Raw genomic sequence first — 14,535 nt, forward strand, 5'->3', positions numbered from 1 at the left:
CTTCCAAATCGGATCGAGCCGGTGGGCAACCGCCCACCGGTCAGCGGTTTAGCTAGTCAGCGGGTTAGGCTTATTGGCATCAATGCCGTACTTCTTAAGCGCTTCACCAACCTGCTTGCGATCAATCTCGCCACGCTCAGCCAGCGCACGTAGCGCTGCCACGGTAACGAAGTAGCGATCTACTTCGAAGAAGTAGCGCAGCTTCTCGCGGGTGTCTGAACGGCCAAAGCCATCGGTACCCAGTACAGTGTAGTCACCCGGTACCCAGGCGCGCACTTGATCGGCATACAGCTTCATGTAGTCGGTAGACGCGATCACCGGACCATCACGCCCTTCCAGGCACTTAGTGACGTGAGGCTTGTTGGCCTCCGCATCAGGGCTCAGGAAAGCTTCACGGTCCAGCAGCAGCGCTTCACGACGCAGCTCGTTAAAGCTGGTTACGCTCCAGATGTCGGCGCCGATACCCCAATCGTTCTCGAGCAATTCAGCGGCGGCTTCCACTTCGCGCAGAATAGTGCCCGAACCCAGCAGTTGAACGCGGCCCTTGTCACCCTTGGTTTCGCGCAGCAGATACATACCTTTGACGATATCGTCGGCGGGCACGTTTTCCAGCGCAGGGTGCTCGTAGTTCTCGTTCATTACCGTTAGGTAGTAGAAGCAGTTCTCCTTGTCGGTGAACATGCGCTTCAGACCATCCTGAACAATGACTGCCACTTCATGACCATAGGTCGGGTCGTAGCTGCGGCAGTTAGGAATGGTCGAGGCCTGAATCAGGCTGTGGCCATCCTGGTGCTGCAGACCTTCGCCGTTAAGCGTGGTGCGCCCCGCCGTGCCGCCGACCATAAAGCCGCGCGCCTGCAGGTCACCCGCCGCCCAGGCCAGATCGCCGATGCGCTGGAAGCCAAACATCGAGTAGTAGATGTAGAACGGCAGTAGCGTGACGTTGTTGTTGCTGTAGGAGGTCGCCGCGGCGATCCAGGCCGACATCGCGCCCGCTTCGGTAATGCCCTCTTCGAGGATCTGACCTTTCTGATCCTCGCGGTAGAACATGATCTGGCCTTTATCCACCGGCTCGTACTTCTGACCTTCCGAGGTGTAGATACCCAACTGGCGGAACATGCCTTCCATACCGAAGGTACGCGCTTCGTCAGGAATAATCGGCACTACCTTCTTGCCCAGCTTCTTATCTTTGACCAGGCCGTTAAGGACGCGCACAAACGCCATGGTGGTGGAGACTTCACGACCTTTCGAGCCACCCATTTGCGAGGCAAAGGTCTTGTCTTCGAGACTCGGGATCTCCAGCGCCTCGAAGTCGCTTTGACGGCTGGGTAGGTAGCCGCCCAGACGCTCGCGCTGCAGGTGCATGTACTTGAGTTCGGGAGAGTCGTCTTCCGGCTTGTAGTACGGCACTTCTTTGAGCTGCTCGTCGGTTAACGGAATACCGAAGCGATCACGGAAGGTCTTGAGCGCTTCGTACTCCATGCTCTTGACCTGGTGCGCTTCGTTGGCCGCTTCGCCATCGCCGCTACCCATGCCGTAGCCTTTAACGGTATGCGCCAGGATGACCGTGGGCTTGCCGTTGGAGGTGTTAACCGCTTCGTTATACGCCGCGTAAACCTTGAACGGGTCGTGACCACCGCGGTTGAGCTTCCAGATATCTTCGTCGGAGAGGTCGTTAACCATCGCCTCGGTTTCTGGATATTTGCCAAAGAAGTGCTCGCGTGTGTACGCGCCGCCGTTGGCTTTATAGTTCTGGTACTCGCCGTCAACCGCTTCGTCCATGCGTTTTTGAAGGATGCCTTTCTTATCCTTCTCGAACAGCGGATCCCAGTGACGGCCCCAGACGACCTTGATCACATTCCAGCCAGCGCCACGGAAGACGCCTTCGAATTCGTCCATCACGCGCGAGTTGCCGCGTACAGGGCCGTCAAGGCGCTGCAGGTTACAGTTGATGACGAAGATCAGGTTGTCGAGGTTTTCACGACCGGCCAATGAAATAGCGCCCAGGGATTCCGGCTCGTCACACTCGCCGTCGCCCATAAAGCACCAGATCTTGCGGTCGTACATATCTTTCAGCTCACGGTGATGCAGGTACTTCATCACATGCGCTTGGTAAATCGCCTGAATCGGGCCAAGACCCATGGAAACCGTGGGGAACTGCCAATAGTCTGGCATTAACCACGGGTGCGGGTAGGAAGATAGACCATCGCCATCGACTTCCTGGCGGAACTTGTCCATCTGCTCTTCGCTCAGGCGACCTTCCAAATAGGAACGTGCGTAGATGCCCGGCGCCACGTGACCCTGGATATACACCAAGTCACCGGCAAAATCGCCCTGGGGCGCGCGGAAGAAGTGGTTAAAGCCCACGTCATACAGGGTTGCCGAGGACATAAAGCTGGCAATGTGACCACCCAGGCCCGGCTTGGCGCGGTTATTACGAATAACCTGAGCAATGGCGTTGTAACGGATCAAAGAGCGGATACGACGCTCCATGAACAGATCGCCCGGCATCGGTGCTTCGCGGTGAACCGGGATAGTATTACGGTGCGGGGTCGTCACCGAGAAGGGCACCTTCATGCCATCCCGACGCAGGCGATCCGCCAGGCGGGTCATCAGGTAGCGGGCTCGATCCTCGCCCTCACGATCCAATACCGACTCTAGGGAATCAATCCATTCCGTAGTTTCGATCGGATCGAGATCTTCTCTTGTCTCCAGACTCATAGAGGTCTCTCCGAATGACGATAAATGACAATTAGCCCCGCTACCCTGAAGGGCCTGGGGCGGCGGTGTGGAACTCCACCACGCGCCGACATTCCGCCGGCGATTAAACGCCGGATAGGGGTTTTAGCTCTACATTCAACAAGCTACGTACTTATTGATGTAGTAAAGCTACACAATTCTGTTAAAAGTTAGCCTTTTGTATAGGCGAAGATACCTCAAAGTCGCCACGCTGCCAATTCTGGTTCAACGGAAAAGCCTATCGAAAACAAACTATTGCACTGCAACATAAGTAAAAGATATAACATTTGCCTGTGCCACCAATAGCGAGCCAATTGTAATTAAACTACCGTTTTATTGCCTTGCTATTGAGTTACTTACTGAACTACTTAGCTATTGAAATATTGTGTTACTCAAATATTTGTTTGGTTACTGCAATGCTTCGTTAGTTCGCGATCGCTCAACCCTCGATGATAGCTGCTGTTGAAAATAAGCCCAATCAAACGCCGGCCCGGGGTCTGTTTTGCGCAGCGGCGCCACATGCGCATGGCTGGTAATACGCTCTTTATCGAGCTGTGGATAGCGCGCCATTAACCAAACCACCGCGTCTATCAGCGCGTTATACTGGGCTTTGCTGTAAGGGGTAACATCATCGCCCTCAAGCTCGATGCCCACCGAGAAATCATTGAGCGCCCTTCGCCAGCGCAGTTGGCGGTTATCCCACCAGACGGAGCGCCCTGCGTGCCACGCTCGCTGATCCGTATCAACAAACTGCACACACTCACCATCGCGGCGTATAAGCAGATGCGCGGAGACTCTTAAATGGGCAATTTCTGCGAAAAATGGGTGTTCGCCTACCGCCAACTGATTGGTAAATAGCGCCTCGATAGCATCGCCGCTAAACTCACCGGGAGGCAGGCTAATCGCGTGAATGAGTAGCAGCGAGACTTCTTTATCAGGCCGGGCGTCGCAGTTGGGTGAAATGACTTGTCGGGCGCTACTCCACCAACCACTAAGGGGTTGTTTGTCTTCCATACGCATGGTCTCCTCTGTGGTAACGCGTTCTTCCACGGCTCTCTTTGATTATAATGGCCGCCCACAATCGACGATATTCAGAGAATCACTGCCATGCATTATCAATCCGCTCTTGCTGAAGAAATCCGCGCCAGCGCCGCTCGCCTGTTGGCAGAGGACGTTGGCCCGGGTGATATTACCGCGCAATTGATCCCTGAGCACCAGTGGGCCAGCGCCGACGTCATTACCCGTGAAGACGCAGTGCTGTGTGGCGCACCCTGGGTAGATGAGCTGTTCCGCCGCCTGGATAGCCGGGTAAGCCTGAACTGGCACGCCGCCGATGGCGACAAGCTCGAGGCTGGCCAGTGTTTCTTAACCCTCGAAGGCCCCGCCCGCATTCTTCTCACCGGCGAGCGGGCGGCACTTAACGTATTGCAAACGATGTCTGCCACCGCCACCGCCACCCGCGCTTATGTCGACCTTATTGAAGGTACCGGCGTACGCCTGCTTGATACGCGTAAAACGCTGCCCGGTATGCGCTTGGCGCAAAAATATGCGGTCACTTGCGGAGGCGGACACAATCACCGCATTGGTCTGTGGGACGCATTTTTGATCAAAGAGAACCACATTGCTGCCTGTGGGGGCATCCAAGCGGCGGTTGCCCAGGCGCGCAAGTTAGCCAGCGACCTACCTGTGGAAGTCGAGGTAGAAACCTTTGAGGAGTTGGATCAGGCGTTGGCAGCGGGAGCTGACATTGTCATGCTCGACAATTTCGCCATCGAAGACCTGCACGTTGCGGTTGAAATCAACGGCGGCAGAGCCACCCTAGAAGCCTCAGGCAACGTGGATGACACCACCCTGCGGGCAATCGCCGACACCGGCGTTGATTGCATCTCGAGCGGCGCGCTAACCAAGGACATCGCCTCGATTGATCTCTCCATGCGCATTACCCGCAGTTATAGCGTTTAATGATTACGTTTCGACAGCATTAAGCGGTTTGGAAAGCTTATAACGCAGCAGACGCTCTCCGCTTCGCTCGACCCACTCCTCGCCGTGATTTTTCCAACCACGGCGCAGAAGGCGCTCATAGAGCATGGAGCTTGCCTCTATCTCGATTTGCCCCTTACCTTGCTCAAGCAGCAGCCGCTCGGCATGCACCAGCAGCGTGGTACCGATACCGCGACCGGCCAGTGAAGGCCATACATAGAGTGTTTCAACCCGCCCAGCGACCAAATCCAGCTCCAAGAATCCTACGCAGCGCCCATCGCAGGTAGCGACTAAGGTCGTGTAGAGCGCTTGGCGCACGCCCCACGCACTGCCTTCGCGGGGCAGCGCATTAGCCCAGGCCCGCCGCTCGTCTAGCGTGTAGTGAGTGGCCGCCCCCTGCATGACTGCGTGGTAGAACACTTCCGCCTGGTCGGCGGCATCGCGTGCCAGCGCCGCGCGATACATTATCCGCGTACTGGTTGGCGCTTGCTGCTCCTCGGTATTAGTCATGCGTCACCTCTGAGCTGTTCAGCTATCATTTGATCAAGACACATTCGATCACGCCCCATTGGGTCACGCTTAAGCCATTGCCTGCTTTATACTGCTCGGGTCAACCCTACGCGGATCAACCCTAGCAAAAGGCAGTGTGATGGACGATGCCCCTAACAGCGAGCACTTTACGCTAACGCCCATTGGTCATGTGGTCAGCGACTATCCCGACAAATTCGGCATTCCGCGCCAGCCAGGGCTAGCCCCTGCTGCCAATGCCCGCCTGATACTCAACGCTCCCTACAACGATCCACTCGCTGTGCGCGGCTTGGAAGACTTCAGCCACCTGTGGCTGAGCTTTATTTTTCATCAAAGCCCCGAGCGCTGGTCGCCGCTGGTAAGGCCGCCGCGTCTGGGGGGCAATAAAAAGGTGGGGGTTTTTGCCAGTCGCAGCACCCACCGCCCTAACCGCCTGGGGCTCTCTCTAGTGAGATTAGTTGGGATAGACCTCCAGCACGGTGTCGCCTTACAACTTCAGGGCTGCGACTTAGTCAGCGGCACCCCGGTGGTCGATATCAAGCCTTACCTACCCTGGGCCGAATCTCATCCTAACGCACAGGCCGGCTTTGCCCCCGAGACACCGACACTCATGGAGGTTGCCTTTCATCCAGCCGCACTGGATACGCTCGCCCAGCGCCAGGACAGTGCCAACCTGCTAGCATTAATTGAGCAGGTACTAAGCCAAGACCCTAGGCCCGCCTATAAGCAAAAAGATAGGACCTCTGAGCGACTTTACGGCGTTCGTCTGCGCGATGTGGACGTTAAATTTCGTCAACGCCAAAAAGGCGAAGCCACCACCTTAGAGGTGATGGCTATCGAACCATGCGCCGAGTAATGACACAACCGTGACGGTTTAAGCGGGGAAAGTAATACCTAAACGGCGGCCGACTTCCTCGTACGCCTCGATCACACCGCCCAATCCCTGACGGAAGCGGTCTTTATCAAGCTTTTCACGAGTATTGGCGTCCCATAGGCGGCAACCATCCGGAGAGAACTCATCGCCCAGCACGACCTCGCCTTTAAATACACCAAACTCCAGCTTGTAATCCACCAGCAGCATATCGCCCTCTGCAAACAGCGCTTTGAGGATATGGTTAACCTTGAAAGTTAATGCCTTCATCTTAGCTAACTGCTCAGGTGTAGCCCAACCGAAAGTCTCCGCTAGCGATTCATTGATCATCGGGTCGCCCTTCTCATCGTTCTTCAAGAACAACTCAAAGGTGGGGGGCGTCAGCGCAATTCCCTCTTCCACGCCGAGCCGTTTGACCAACCCCCCCGCGGCAATATTTCGCACCACACACTCCACCGGGATCATCTGCATCTTTTTGACCAGACTCTCGGTGTTGGAGAGCTGTTTTTCGAAGTGGGTGGGGATGCCCGCTTCCTGCAGCCGTTCCATAATGAAGGCGTTAAAGACGTTATTGACCATTCCCTTGCGGGCCAGAGACTCCACTTTTTTGCCATCGAAGGCGCTGGTGTCATCACGAAAATTGAGCACCAACAAATCCGGATCGTCGGTGGTATACACAGATTTCGCCTTACCGGCGTAGAGTTCTTGGCGCTTTTCCATGGGGACTCCGTAAGGGGTAAAGGATCAATAAATTAACGTAAATAGCTGGAGACACGCTCAAGCAGCTCGCGCTGATCATCGGCGCTTAATGCCCGCTCGCTGGCATTGATGGCACGCAGAATCGTCTGGTCGCCGTTAGACTGCAGGGCAAGACGTATCTGCTGGGACATTTTGCGAACATCAGGGCTGAAGATGATTTGCAGCGGATTGCGGTTACGCTCGGTTTCAGTCATGTACTCAACCATAAACTCATGACTGGCGGGGTCGGCGGCTAACAAATCGCGCTGCCCTTCCTGGGCAAAATCGAGCTCAAGATAGTGGTTCAACTCGGCCCACACACGATCAATCGGCTGCGGGATAACGACTTCCCACTCGTCGCCCTGCTCGCGAATTTGCAGCGTTTGCTCATCGGTAAGGCGCTGAGCCGTCCAGGAAGAGGAGACGCTGACGGATGCACTGCGCGCACTTAGGTGGCTCTCCAGCGCATCCAGGCAGCTAGTCATGGTTTGCCCGCCGCGTTCGCAGCGAACTTCGCTACTGCCTGAGCGCAGCGCGCTTTGCAGCTGTATGTCTGCCTGGGAGGTAACGATAACACCCTGAGAAGCGTTGCTCTCCAGCACCGCTAATTGACGGCTACGCACAAACTCTTCCAACTGCGGCCATACCGTACCAGTATCGGCAGCCACCACTAGCCAGGTTTTGTCGCCCACTTCGCGGCGCTCAACGTACTCTGGCTCCAGGCCACTACCCATTGCCAGGGACTGCGGAGGTTGAATTTCTGCCGCTTCGTCAAGCCGCGCACCTTGGGTAGCGGCTTGAGGAACCGGCAGCGCATCGCGATAGCGTTGGGTATTGCGGGTCTCTGGCAGCACCAGAGGCGGTGCCGGAGCGACCTCTGTGTAGTCCAGGTTGCGGTCGTGGTAAAAACCATCCCGCGCGCAACCAGAGAGCGCCACAGCCGCTGCGAGTGCCAGCGGCACCCATTTAAGCACACGTATTTCAAGCACAGAGCTCATCAAGCCACCTTAAGTCAACAAATCAAGTACCCAGCTCACAGTAAGTGAGCTGGGTAGCAAAGGGCATCGCGCCGGGTTACTCCTCTACGACGCCCGCCAGTTGCAGCGCTTCACTAACCGTCGCATGGTACTTTTCCGACAGCCAGGTTAGCGGTAACCGAATCCCTACGTCCGCGTAACCCATACGATTCAACGCCCACTTTACCGGGATAGGGTTCGACTCTATGCCCAAATTGGTGTGCAGCGGCATCAACCGCGTATTGATCTGGTGCGCCTTGTCGGCATCACCGGCCACGGCTGCAGTGCAGAGCTCATGCATCGCCCGAGGTGCAACGTTGGCGGTTACTGAGATATCCCCATGGCCACCCATCAACATAAAATCGCAGGCGGTCGCATCGTCACCGGAGTAGAGCATAAAGCCACTGCCTTTTAGGCGAGTAATTAGATCTTCCGCACGCTCTAGGTTCCCCGTAGCGTCTTTTAAACCGATAATATTATCTACTTCGGCAAGACGTAAGACGGTCTCGTTGTAAATATCCGAGCAAGTGCGACCAGGCACATTGTAAAGAATGACCGGCAGGTCGCTGGCCTCGGCGGTAGCCTTAAAGTGCTGAAACAAACCTTCCTGAGTAGGCTTGTTGTAGTAAGGCGCAACCGTTAGGCAATAATCGGCACCGACCTCTTTAGCGTAGCGGGTCAGCTCTACTGCTTCGGTGGTATTGTTAGAACCAGTACCGGCAATGACGGGAATACGGCCATTAACCTCTTCCACTACGCTGCGAATGACGTCGAAGTGTTCGGCGAAGGACATGGTAGTCGGTTCGCCCGTGGTACCAGCGGCCACAATCGCATCGGTGCCATTTTCGAGATGGAAGTTCACCAGACGGCGAAGCGCCTCCCAGTCGATGTCGCCATTGACCTTCATAGGCGTCGCCAGGGCGACAATGCTGCCTGTGATCATCCGTTTATTCCTCACCAGCCAAATTGTGATATCACTATCTAGGTTTTAAGTACTCGTGTTGTTAAGTACTCGTGTTTTTAAGGACTACGTTTGCATCGAAACCGAGCGCGATCAGGCTATTTTGCATTAAACACCTACATCTCGCAGAGGCCAAATGGTACTCAGGCGATTCGAGCCTGTACAGCGTAAAGCGCTGTGAGTTTGTCGTCACCCGGTTTTGGGCTTTGACAACGGCCCCTGGCTTACGTGTAATCGTGCATAGCTCTTCACATTAGCTATTCACATTAGCGCTTCAGCGAAACACCCCATCTTAACCCCCAATGAGGACGCTTTATGCCTGTTGAAATTGGACAATCCGTTGCTGACTTCTCTGCTACTGCCACCGGTGATACCACCGTGACGCTGTCGGAGCTGCGTGGAAAACAAGTAGTTATTTACTTCTACCCCAAAGCCAGCACGCCCGGCTGCACCACCGAGGGCGGAGACTTCCGTGACCGCAAACCCGCCTTTGATGCTGCAAATACGGTGATTCTCGGCGTTTCTCGCGACGGCCTGCGCGCCCAGGAGAACTTTAAGGCCAAGCAAGATTTCAATTTCGACCTTATTTCAGACAAAGACGAAAATGTATGCACGCTATTTGACGTTATCAAGCTCAAGAAAATGTACGGCAAGGAACACCTGGGTATCGAGCGCAGCACCTTCCTGATTGACAAGGAGGGCAAGCTAGCCAACGAGTGGCGCGGTGTTAAAGTACCTGGCCACGCTGAAGAAGTGCTTGCTGCGGCTGAAAAACTTAACGCGGCCAGCTAGCTTTCCACAACTTTTTCTCCGCCAACTCATTGCCCGTTCCGACCCACCACGGGCAATGAGTGAACCTTACTCGGCCTCCTGGGCCGCCGGGGCTTGCAGCCCTCTCCGTTCATCACGTCCGTGCATGCTTCGCGGCCAGGCGTAAATCAGCGCCTTCAGCAGTGTTGCCAAGGGAATCGCAAAGAAGATCCCCCAGAAGCCCCAAATCCCACCGAAGAACAGTACCGCCACAATAATCGAAACCGGGTGAATATTATTGGTCTCAGAGAACAATACCGGTGCCAATACGTTGCCATCCAGCGCTTGAATCACGCCATAAGCCACCAGCACATAGACAAAATCTTCGCTAAGGCCAAAATAGAACCCCGCCACTGCGGCGACCGGCAGCGTGGCCACTGCCGCACCGATATAAGGCACTAACACCGAAAGCCCTACCAACACCGCCAATAACGCCGTATACGGCAAGCCAAAGAACGCAAAGGTAAAGAACGCCACTGTACCCACGATAATTATTTCAATAAATTTACCGCGGATATAGTTGGCAATTTGATCGTCCATCTCACGCCAAATACGCGAGAGTAGCGTACGCTTTTGAGGCAACAGCGAAAGTATAAAGCCGATCAGTACTTCGCGGTCCTTGAGCATAAAGAACACCAGAATTGGCACCAGCACCAAGTAGATAATCAGCGACATAATATTGCCTAGCGAGGCCAGCGAAAGCGTCAAGGCGCGCTGGCCTAGCTGGCTAATCTCGCGGCTTGCTACCCCTATCCAGCTCTGCATCTGATCCGGCGTAATAATGTTCGGATAGCGCGCCTGCAACTCATCCAGCCACCCCTGGCCACTTGCGAACATGCGCGGCGTCTCTTGAACCAGCCCCACTAACTGATTCCAGATCAACGGCATCAGAATAAACGCCAGGGAGAGCAACACACTGATAAAGGCTAAAAAGACCAGGATGACCGCCAACAGATGCGGCAACCCCCGCCGGGTAAGCGCACCCACTACGCCCTGGAGCAGAAACGCGATCACGAGTGCGGTAAAAAATGGCGCCAGCATCCGCCCAAACCAAATAATCGCCGCAAAGCCTGCCACAAGCACTACCAGCAGGATGAGCGCCTCTTCGTCTGAGAAGTAGCGTTCAACCCAGCTTTTTAAAATCGTGCGCAGGGTCATGAGTGCGCATCCCCAGCTTTTCTAATCCAGTAAATATAAATGTCGTCGCGCTGCTCTCGGCCTTCCAGCCTATGCGCACTCTGGTCGGTAAACGACGCCATATCCCGCCACGAGCCCGCATCCGTTGATCGTACTTCAAGTAACTGCCCAGCCGCCAAGCCTGCGAGGGCCTGTTTGGCCTTTAGCAAAGGTAACGGGCAATGCAGCCCACAGGCGTCAAGCACCGTGTCGGGTTGAAAGCCCCCGGTTTGCTCAGACATACGCACTCCCTCAAAATGACCTGCCTATTAACGGCATAGATTTATAAATCTTGTTGCATAAACATTGTTTAATAAACGCTGCGACATAAACTGTCTTTTTAACGATTGATTTCACTAGGCTGTCGATTTAACGGCACTTCCCAGTCTTTATCAATGTCACACAGTCACCGCTGTGCTTAACCATCACTTAAGAGGATGCCATGCCGACCCTTCGTACCGCTTACCCAGGCTGGATATGTGCGTTCGCTTGTGCCTTTGGCAGCTTGCTGTTTAGTCCACAAAGTGCGGCTATCAACGATTACGGCTTGCCAAGTTTAGGGGCGGCGTCTACATCCGTCAGCAACGAAGAGTATCGCTTGGGCCGCGCTTGGCTGCGCCAGTTTCGTGCTCAAGCTCCCCAGTGGCAAGACCCCATTACCAATGATTATTTGCAAAGCCTGATTGCCCGGCTGGCACCGCATAGCGATATTAAGGGTCTGCGTACGATCACCGTGATGGTCGATAATGCTTCACTGAACGCCTTTGCCGTCCCTGGCGGGGTGGTAGGGATCAATTCAGGGCTATTCGCGTTTGCCGAAGATGAAGGCGCCTTTGTCTCGGTATTAGCTCACGAACTGGGCCACCTCTCTCAACGCCACTATGCCCGAGGCAGCGCCCGCGCAGCTCAGACCCAACTGCCCGCCATGGCGGCCATGCTGGCGGGTATGCTGATAGCCGCCAGTGGGGGCGGCGACGCTGGCATGGCGGCCGCTGTGGGTTCACAGGCGGCGCTAATTCAGGATCAGCTAAGCTACTCACGGCTATTTGAGCAGGAAGCCGACAACATTGGCATTCAGGCCATGGCCGATGCTGGCTACGACCCACAAGCAATGGTGCGCATGTTCGCCGCCATGCAGCGCATGGCGCGTTTACAGGGCGATACGCCGCCGGAGTTCTTGCTCACCCACCCGGTTACCGACAATCGCTTAAGCGCCGCACAAGCTCGCGCTGCCCAACTCAATGTGGCCGATGCGTACACCAGCAACACCCTCTACGACATGATGCGCGCCCGAGCGCTGCTCAGCATTTACAACAATACGCCACAGCAAGCTGCTTCGCGCCTAGCTCAGGAAGGCGCCGAACAGGCCGCTCAGGACTACTTAGCTGCACTGATCGATGCTCGCAACGGCCAAACCGATAGCGCTCTGGGGCAGCTGGATAGGCTTGCTAACGAGCATCCCGACTTTGCCATGCTGCCTGCCTCTGCGGCTAGCGTCGCCTTGGAAGCGGGCCGCTACGATCAGGCCATTCAGCGCAGCCAGCAATTGCTACGCTTTATGCCCAACTACCTACCTGCCCAGCTAATATTGGCCGAAGCACAGCTCCAGCGCGACCCGCAGGCGGCCTATGACCTGCTACGCGACATCACTTCCCAAAACCCGGAAAATCCGCAGGTCTTCAACCTGCTGGCCGAAGCCGCCGGGCGCAGTGGGCATGAGAGTTGGGGGCATTTAGCACGTGCAGAGCACCTTCAACTGACCGGCCGCGTTGATAGTGGCATTCGCCAGCTCTCTATCGCCCGGGATGCCGCAGAGCGAGAAAATGACCAGCAGGCGCTGGCAAGAATCGAGCAGCGCCGCGAGGACTTTATTGAGTATCGCGAAGCCTTGGAAGATTTTAACTGAACCTATGTCATTGCGAAGAGCGCAGCGACGCGGCAATCTTTACCAGTGGTGGCAGTAACACCGAGATTGCTTCACTTCGTTCGCAATGACACTTCTACGCTCGCAATGACGTTCGGTTAATCTTTTCTCGCTATGTATTGAAGTTAAGCATGCGCTCAAGGGGTTTTAAGGCCTGCAGGCGCAGAGCTTCATCCACCTGAATCTCACCACTCCCCTCGCGCAGCGCACCGGCTAGATTATCCAGCTCATTCATGGCCATCCAGGGGCAGTGGGCGCAGCTGCGGCAGGTAGCGCCGTTGCCTGCCGTCGGCGCTTCAAACAGGGTTTTATTCGGCACCGCCTGCTGCATCTTGAAAAAGATGCCACGATCAGTGGCCACAATCAGCTTATCGTTGGGTAATTCTTTCGCCGCCTTGATCAACTGTGAGGTGGAGCCTGCCACATCCGCCAGCTTCACTACCGGCTCTGGCGACTCCGGATGCACCAGCACAGCGGCATCCGGATAGATGCGTTTCAGGTCTTCAACGCCCTTGGCCTTGAACTCTTCATGGACGATGCAGGCGCCGTCCCACATCAACATATCGGCGCCGGTTTTGTTCTGGATATAGCCACCCAAATGCTTATCGGGTGCCCAAAGAATTTTCTCGCCTTTGGCCTGCAGGTGCTCAATCACCTCAACAGCAATCGACGAAGTCACTACCCAATCCGCCCGCGCTTTAACAGCAGCGGAGGTATTGGCATACACCACGACGGTACGGTCTGGGTGGGCATCACAGAAAGCGCTGAACTCATCCGCAGGACAGCCAATATCCAGTGAGCAAGTGGCTTCCAAAGTGGGCATCAGCACGCGCTTTTCAGGCGAGAGGATCTTGGCGGTTTCGCCCATAAAGCGGACACCGGCGACAACCAGTGTGGTGGCGTCATGGCGAGCACCAAATCGCGCCATCTCCAGCGAGTCCGCGACACAGCCGCCGGTCTCTTCCGCCAGTTGCTGAATGGCATCAGCGGTATAGTAGTGTGCGACCAGAACGGCATTATGGGCTTTCAACAGCCGTTTGATCTCTTCAACCCGGGCCTGATCTTCCGCGGGAATGCGGGTCGGGCAGTAGGCTGTCGGTAGCGAGGCCTCAAGCTTCGCTTGAGTAGTCATAATAGTCATTGTGTCTACCACTGTGACGAACAGGGAATCCCCCTGTTAAACACTGGGTCACGACTCATGCACGCCTTGCACATGTGCCGCTCGTATGAGCGATGGGCCTCTGCGTCTATCGCGATGGCCGATCACTTAAAATCTATTCTGGATAGCATTATTCTAGACTATTTTGGCGGGAAATAGTTTTTGACTGCAAACAGATTGTCACACAAATGGCTTTCAAGACACATAGCAAAACGCCCTTGGCAGATGAACTGCCAAGGGCGTTGAATTTGGTGGGTCGTGCAGGATTCGAACCTGCGACCAATTGATTAAAAGTCAACTGCTCTACCAACTGAGCTAACGACCCAAACTTGCTTTGCTATTCATTTACTAGCGGTACAACACTTTGAACGTTCATTACTGGACTCAAACTAACTTAATCCAAACTGATCAGTTGTTTGAATGGTGGGTCGTGCAGGATTCGAACCTGCGACCAATTGATTAAAAGTCAACTGCTCTACCAACTGAGCTAACGACCCGCCTGAACGGATGCATATCCTACGCTTACACCTCATTGATAGCAAGCGTTTTTTCGCCTTCACTCTACAACAAGCTACCTTTCGCATGCCTGCTCGCGTCACTCAATGCTGACAGGCACGCTTATCAGCTTAATCA

Annotated in this window: 13 protein-coding genes and 2 tRNA genes; 4 read left to right on the top strand and 11 right to left on the bottom strand. The window is 55.2% G+C overall.

Annotation, left to right across the window (positions count from 1 at the left end):
• Positions 1-48 precede the first annotated feature (48 nt).
• Together aceE and ampD are read right to left on the bottom strand one after the other, a co-directional pair.
• A complete protein-coding gene (aceE, locus tag QEN58_RS15340; RefSeq protein WP_280104482.1) occupies positions 49-2,721 on the bottom strand; it encodes a pyruvate dehydrogenase (acetyl-transferring), homodimeric type in 2,673 nt (890 codons plus the stop codon).
• Positions 2,722-3,147: 426 nt separating this feature from the next.
• Complete coding sequence (gene ampD / locus QEN58_RS15345) at positions 3,148-3,753, bottom strand: 1,6-anhydro-N-acetylmuramyl-L-alanine amidase AmpD (RefSeq protein WP_280104483.1); 606 nt, start codon at positions 3,751-3,753, stop codon at positions 3,148-3,150.
• Positions 3,754-3,846: 93 nt separating this feature from the next.
• On the opposite strand from ampD, the gene nadC reads away from it, so the two are divergent.
• Entirely contained in the window at positions 3,847-4,701 is an 855-nt protein-coding gene (nadC, locus tag QEN58_RS15350; protein ID WP_280104484.1) for a carboxylating nicotinate-nucleotide diphosphorylase, read from the top strand.
• A gap of 3 nt (positions 4,702-4,704) precedes the next feature.
• Here nadC and QEN58_RS15355 read toward each other — a convergent pair whose 3' ends face one another.
• Positions 4,705-5,229 carry a GNAT family N-acetyltransferase gene (locus QEN58_RS15355; protein WP_280104485.1) on the bottom strand — a complete coding sequence of 175 codons (525 nt, stop codon included), beginning with the start codon at positions 5,227-5,229 and terminating at the stop codon, positions 4,705-4,707.
• A gap of 139 nt (positions 5,230-5,368) precedes the next feature.
• Here QEN58_RS15355 and tsaA point away from each other — a divergent pair, with 139 nt between their 5' ends.
• The gene (gene tsaA, locus QEN58_RS15360) at positions 5,369-6,103 is read left to right on the top strand and encodes a tRNA (N6-threonylcarbamoyladenosine(37)-N6)-methyltransferase TrmO (protein WP_280104486.1); all 735 of its coding nucleotides are present in this window, start codon (positions 5,369-5,371) and stop codon (positions 6,101-6,103) included.
• 18 nt (positions 6,104-6,121) lie between these two features.
• Here tsaA and purC read toward each other — a convergent pair whose 3' ends face one another.
• The 3 genes from purC to dapA form a co-directional block, all read right to left on the bottom strand.
• Positions 6,122-6,838 (bottom strand): phosphoribosylaminoimidazolesuccinocarboxamide synthase, encoded by a 717-nt coding sequence (gene purC, locus QEN58_RS15365; protein ID WP_280104487.1) that lies wholly within the window; start codon positions 6,836-6,838, stop codon positions 6,122-6,124.
• 32 nt (positions 6,839-6,870) lie between these two features.
• Positions 6,871-7,854 (bottom strand): outer membrane protein assembly factor BamC, encoded by a 984-nt coding sequence (locus QEN58_RS15370; RefSeq protein WP_280104488.1) that lies wholly within the window; start codon positions 7,852-7,854, stop codon positions 6,871-6,873.
• A gap of 76 nt (positions 7,855-7,930) precedes the next feature.
• Positions 7,931-8,815 carry a 4-hydroxy-tetrahydrodipicolinate synthase gene (gene dapA / locus QEN58_RS15375; RefSeq protein WP_280104489.1) on the bottom strand — a complete coding sequence of 295 codons (885 nt, stop codon included), beginning with the start codon at positions 8,813-8,815 and terminating at the stop codon, positions 7,931-7,933.
• 333 nt (positions 8,816-9,148) lie between these two features.
• Here dapA and QEN58_RS15380 point away from each other — a divergent pair, with 333 nt between their 5' ends.
• Positions 9,149-9,625 carry a peroxiredoxin gene (locus QEN58_RS15380; RefSeq protein WP_280104490.1) on the top strand — a complete coding sequence of 159 codons (477 nt, stop codon included), beginning with the start codon at positions 9,149-9,151 and terminating at the stop codon, positions 9,623-9,625.
• Positions 9,626-9,691: 66 nt separating this feature from the next.
• On the opposite strand, the gene QEN58_RS15385 is transcribed toward QEN58_RS15380, so the two are convergent.
• Together QEN58_RS15385 and QEN58_RS15390 are read right to left on the bottom strand one after the other, a co-directional pair.
• Positions 9,692-10,801, bottom strand: a complete 1,110-nt coding sequence (locus QEN58_RS15385; RefSeq protein ID WP_280104491.1) for an AI-2E family transporter — start codon at positions 10,799-10,801, stop codon at positions 9,692-9,694.
• Positions 10,798-11,061 carry a sulfurtransferase TusA family protein gene (locus QEN58_RS15390; RefSeq protein ID WP_280104492.1) on the bottom strand — a complete coding sequence of 88 codons (264 nt, stop codon included), beginning with the start codon at positions 11,059-11,061 and terminating at the stop codon, positions 10,798-10,800. Before QEN58_RS15390 ends, QEN58_RS15385 begins: the two co-directional genes overlap by 4 nt.
• A gap of 200 nt (positions 11,062-11,261) precedes the next feature.
• Here QEN58_RS15390 and QEN58_RS15395 point away from each other — a divergent pair, with 200 nt between their 5' ends.
• Positions 11,262-12,725 (top strand): M48 family metalloprotease, encoded by a 1,464-nt coding sequence (locus QEN58_RS15395; RefSeq protein ID WP_280104493.1) that lies wholly within the window; start codon positions 11,262-11,264, stop codon positions 12,723-12,725.
• A 130-nt stretch (positions 12,726-12,855) separates the two neighbouring features.
• On the opposite strand, the gene nadA is transcribed toward QEN58_RS15395, so the two are convergent.
• The 3 genes from nadA to QEN58_RS15410 form a co-directional block, all read right to left on the bottom strand.
• Positions 12,856-13,884, bottom strand: coding sequence for a quinolinate synthase NadA (gene nadA, locus QEN58_RS15400; protein ID WP_280104494.1), 1,029 nt, complete (start codon positions 13,882-13,884; stop codon positions 12,856-12,858).
• Between the two features lie 267 nt (positions 13,885-14,151).
• A tRNA-Lys gene (locus tag QEN58_RS15405) sits at positions 14,152-14,227 on the bottom strand.
• Positions 14,228-14,323: 96 nt separating this feature from the next.
• Positions 14,324-14,399: transfer RNA gene (locus tag QEN58_RS15410), tRNA-Lys, on the bottom strand.
• Positions 14,400-14,535: the final 136 nt, after the last annotated feature.

The sequence above is a fragment of the Halomonas alkaliantarctica genome, from assembly GCF_029854215.1.
In the GTDB taxonomy this organism is placed as follows: Bacteria; Pseudomonadota; Gammaproteobacteria; order Pseudomonadales; family Halomonadaceae; genus Vreelandella; species Vreelandella alkaliantarctica_A.

What these genes read in the sequence shown, in the direction of transcription:
- aceE (WP_280104482.1), bottom strand. Translation starts at nt 2,721, where the DNA reads ATGAGTCTGGAGACAAGAGAAGATCTCGATCCGATCGAAACTACGGAA.
- ampD (WP_280104483.1), bottom strand. Translation starts at nt 3,753, where the DNA reads ATGGAAGACAAACAACCCCTTAGTGGTTGGTGGAGTAGCGCCCGACAA.
- nadC (WP_280104484.1), top strand. Translation starts at nt 3,847, where the DNA reads ATGCATTATCAATCCGCTCTTGCTGAAGAAATCCGCGCCAGCGCCGCT.
- QEN58_RS15355 (WP_280104485.1), bottom strand. Translation starts at nt 5,229, where the DNA reads ATGACTAATACCGAGGAGCAGCAAGCGCCAACCAGTACGCGGATAATG.
- tsaA (WP_280104486.1), top strand. Translation starts at nt 5,369, where the DNA reads ATGGACGATGCCCCTAACAGCGAGCACTTTACGCTAACGCCCATTGGT.
- purC (WP_280104487.1), bottom strand. Translation starts at nt 6,838, where the DNA reads ATGGAAAAGCGCCAAGAACTCTACGCCGGTAAGGCGAAATCTGTGTAT.
- QEN58_RS15370 (WP_280104488.1), bottom strand. Translation starts at nt 7,854, where the DNA reads ATGAGCTCTGTGCTTGAAATACGTGTGCTTAAATGGGTGCCGCTGGCA.
- dapA (WP_280104489.1), bottom strand. Translation starts at nt 8,815, where the DNA reads ATGATCACAGGCAGCATTGTCGCCCTGGCGACGCCTATGAAGGTCAAT.
- QEN58_RS15380 (WP_280104490.1), top strand. Translation starts at nt 9,149, where the DNA reads ATGCCTGTTGAAATTGGACAATCCGTTGCTGACTTCTCTGCTACTGCC.
- QEN58_RS15385 (WP_280104491.1), bottom strand. Translation starts at nt 10,801, where the DNA reads ATGACCCTGCGCACGATTTTAAAAAGCTGGGTTGAACGCTACTTCTCA.
- QEN58_RS15390 (WP_280104492.1), bottom strand. Translation starts at nt 11,061, where the DNA reads ATGTCTGAGCAAACCGGGGGCTTTCAACCCGACACGGTGCTTGACGCC.
- QEN58_RS15395 (WP_280104493.1), top strand. Translation starts at nt 11,262, where the DNA reads ATGCCGACCCTTCGTACCGCTTACCCAGGCTGGATATGTGCGTTCGCT.
- nadA (WP_280104494.1), bottom strand. Translation starts at nt 13,884, where the DNA reads ATGACTATTATGACTACTCAAGCGAAGCTTGAGGCCTCGCTACCGACA.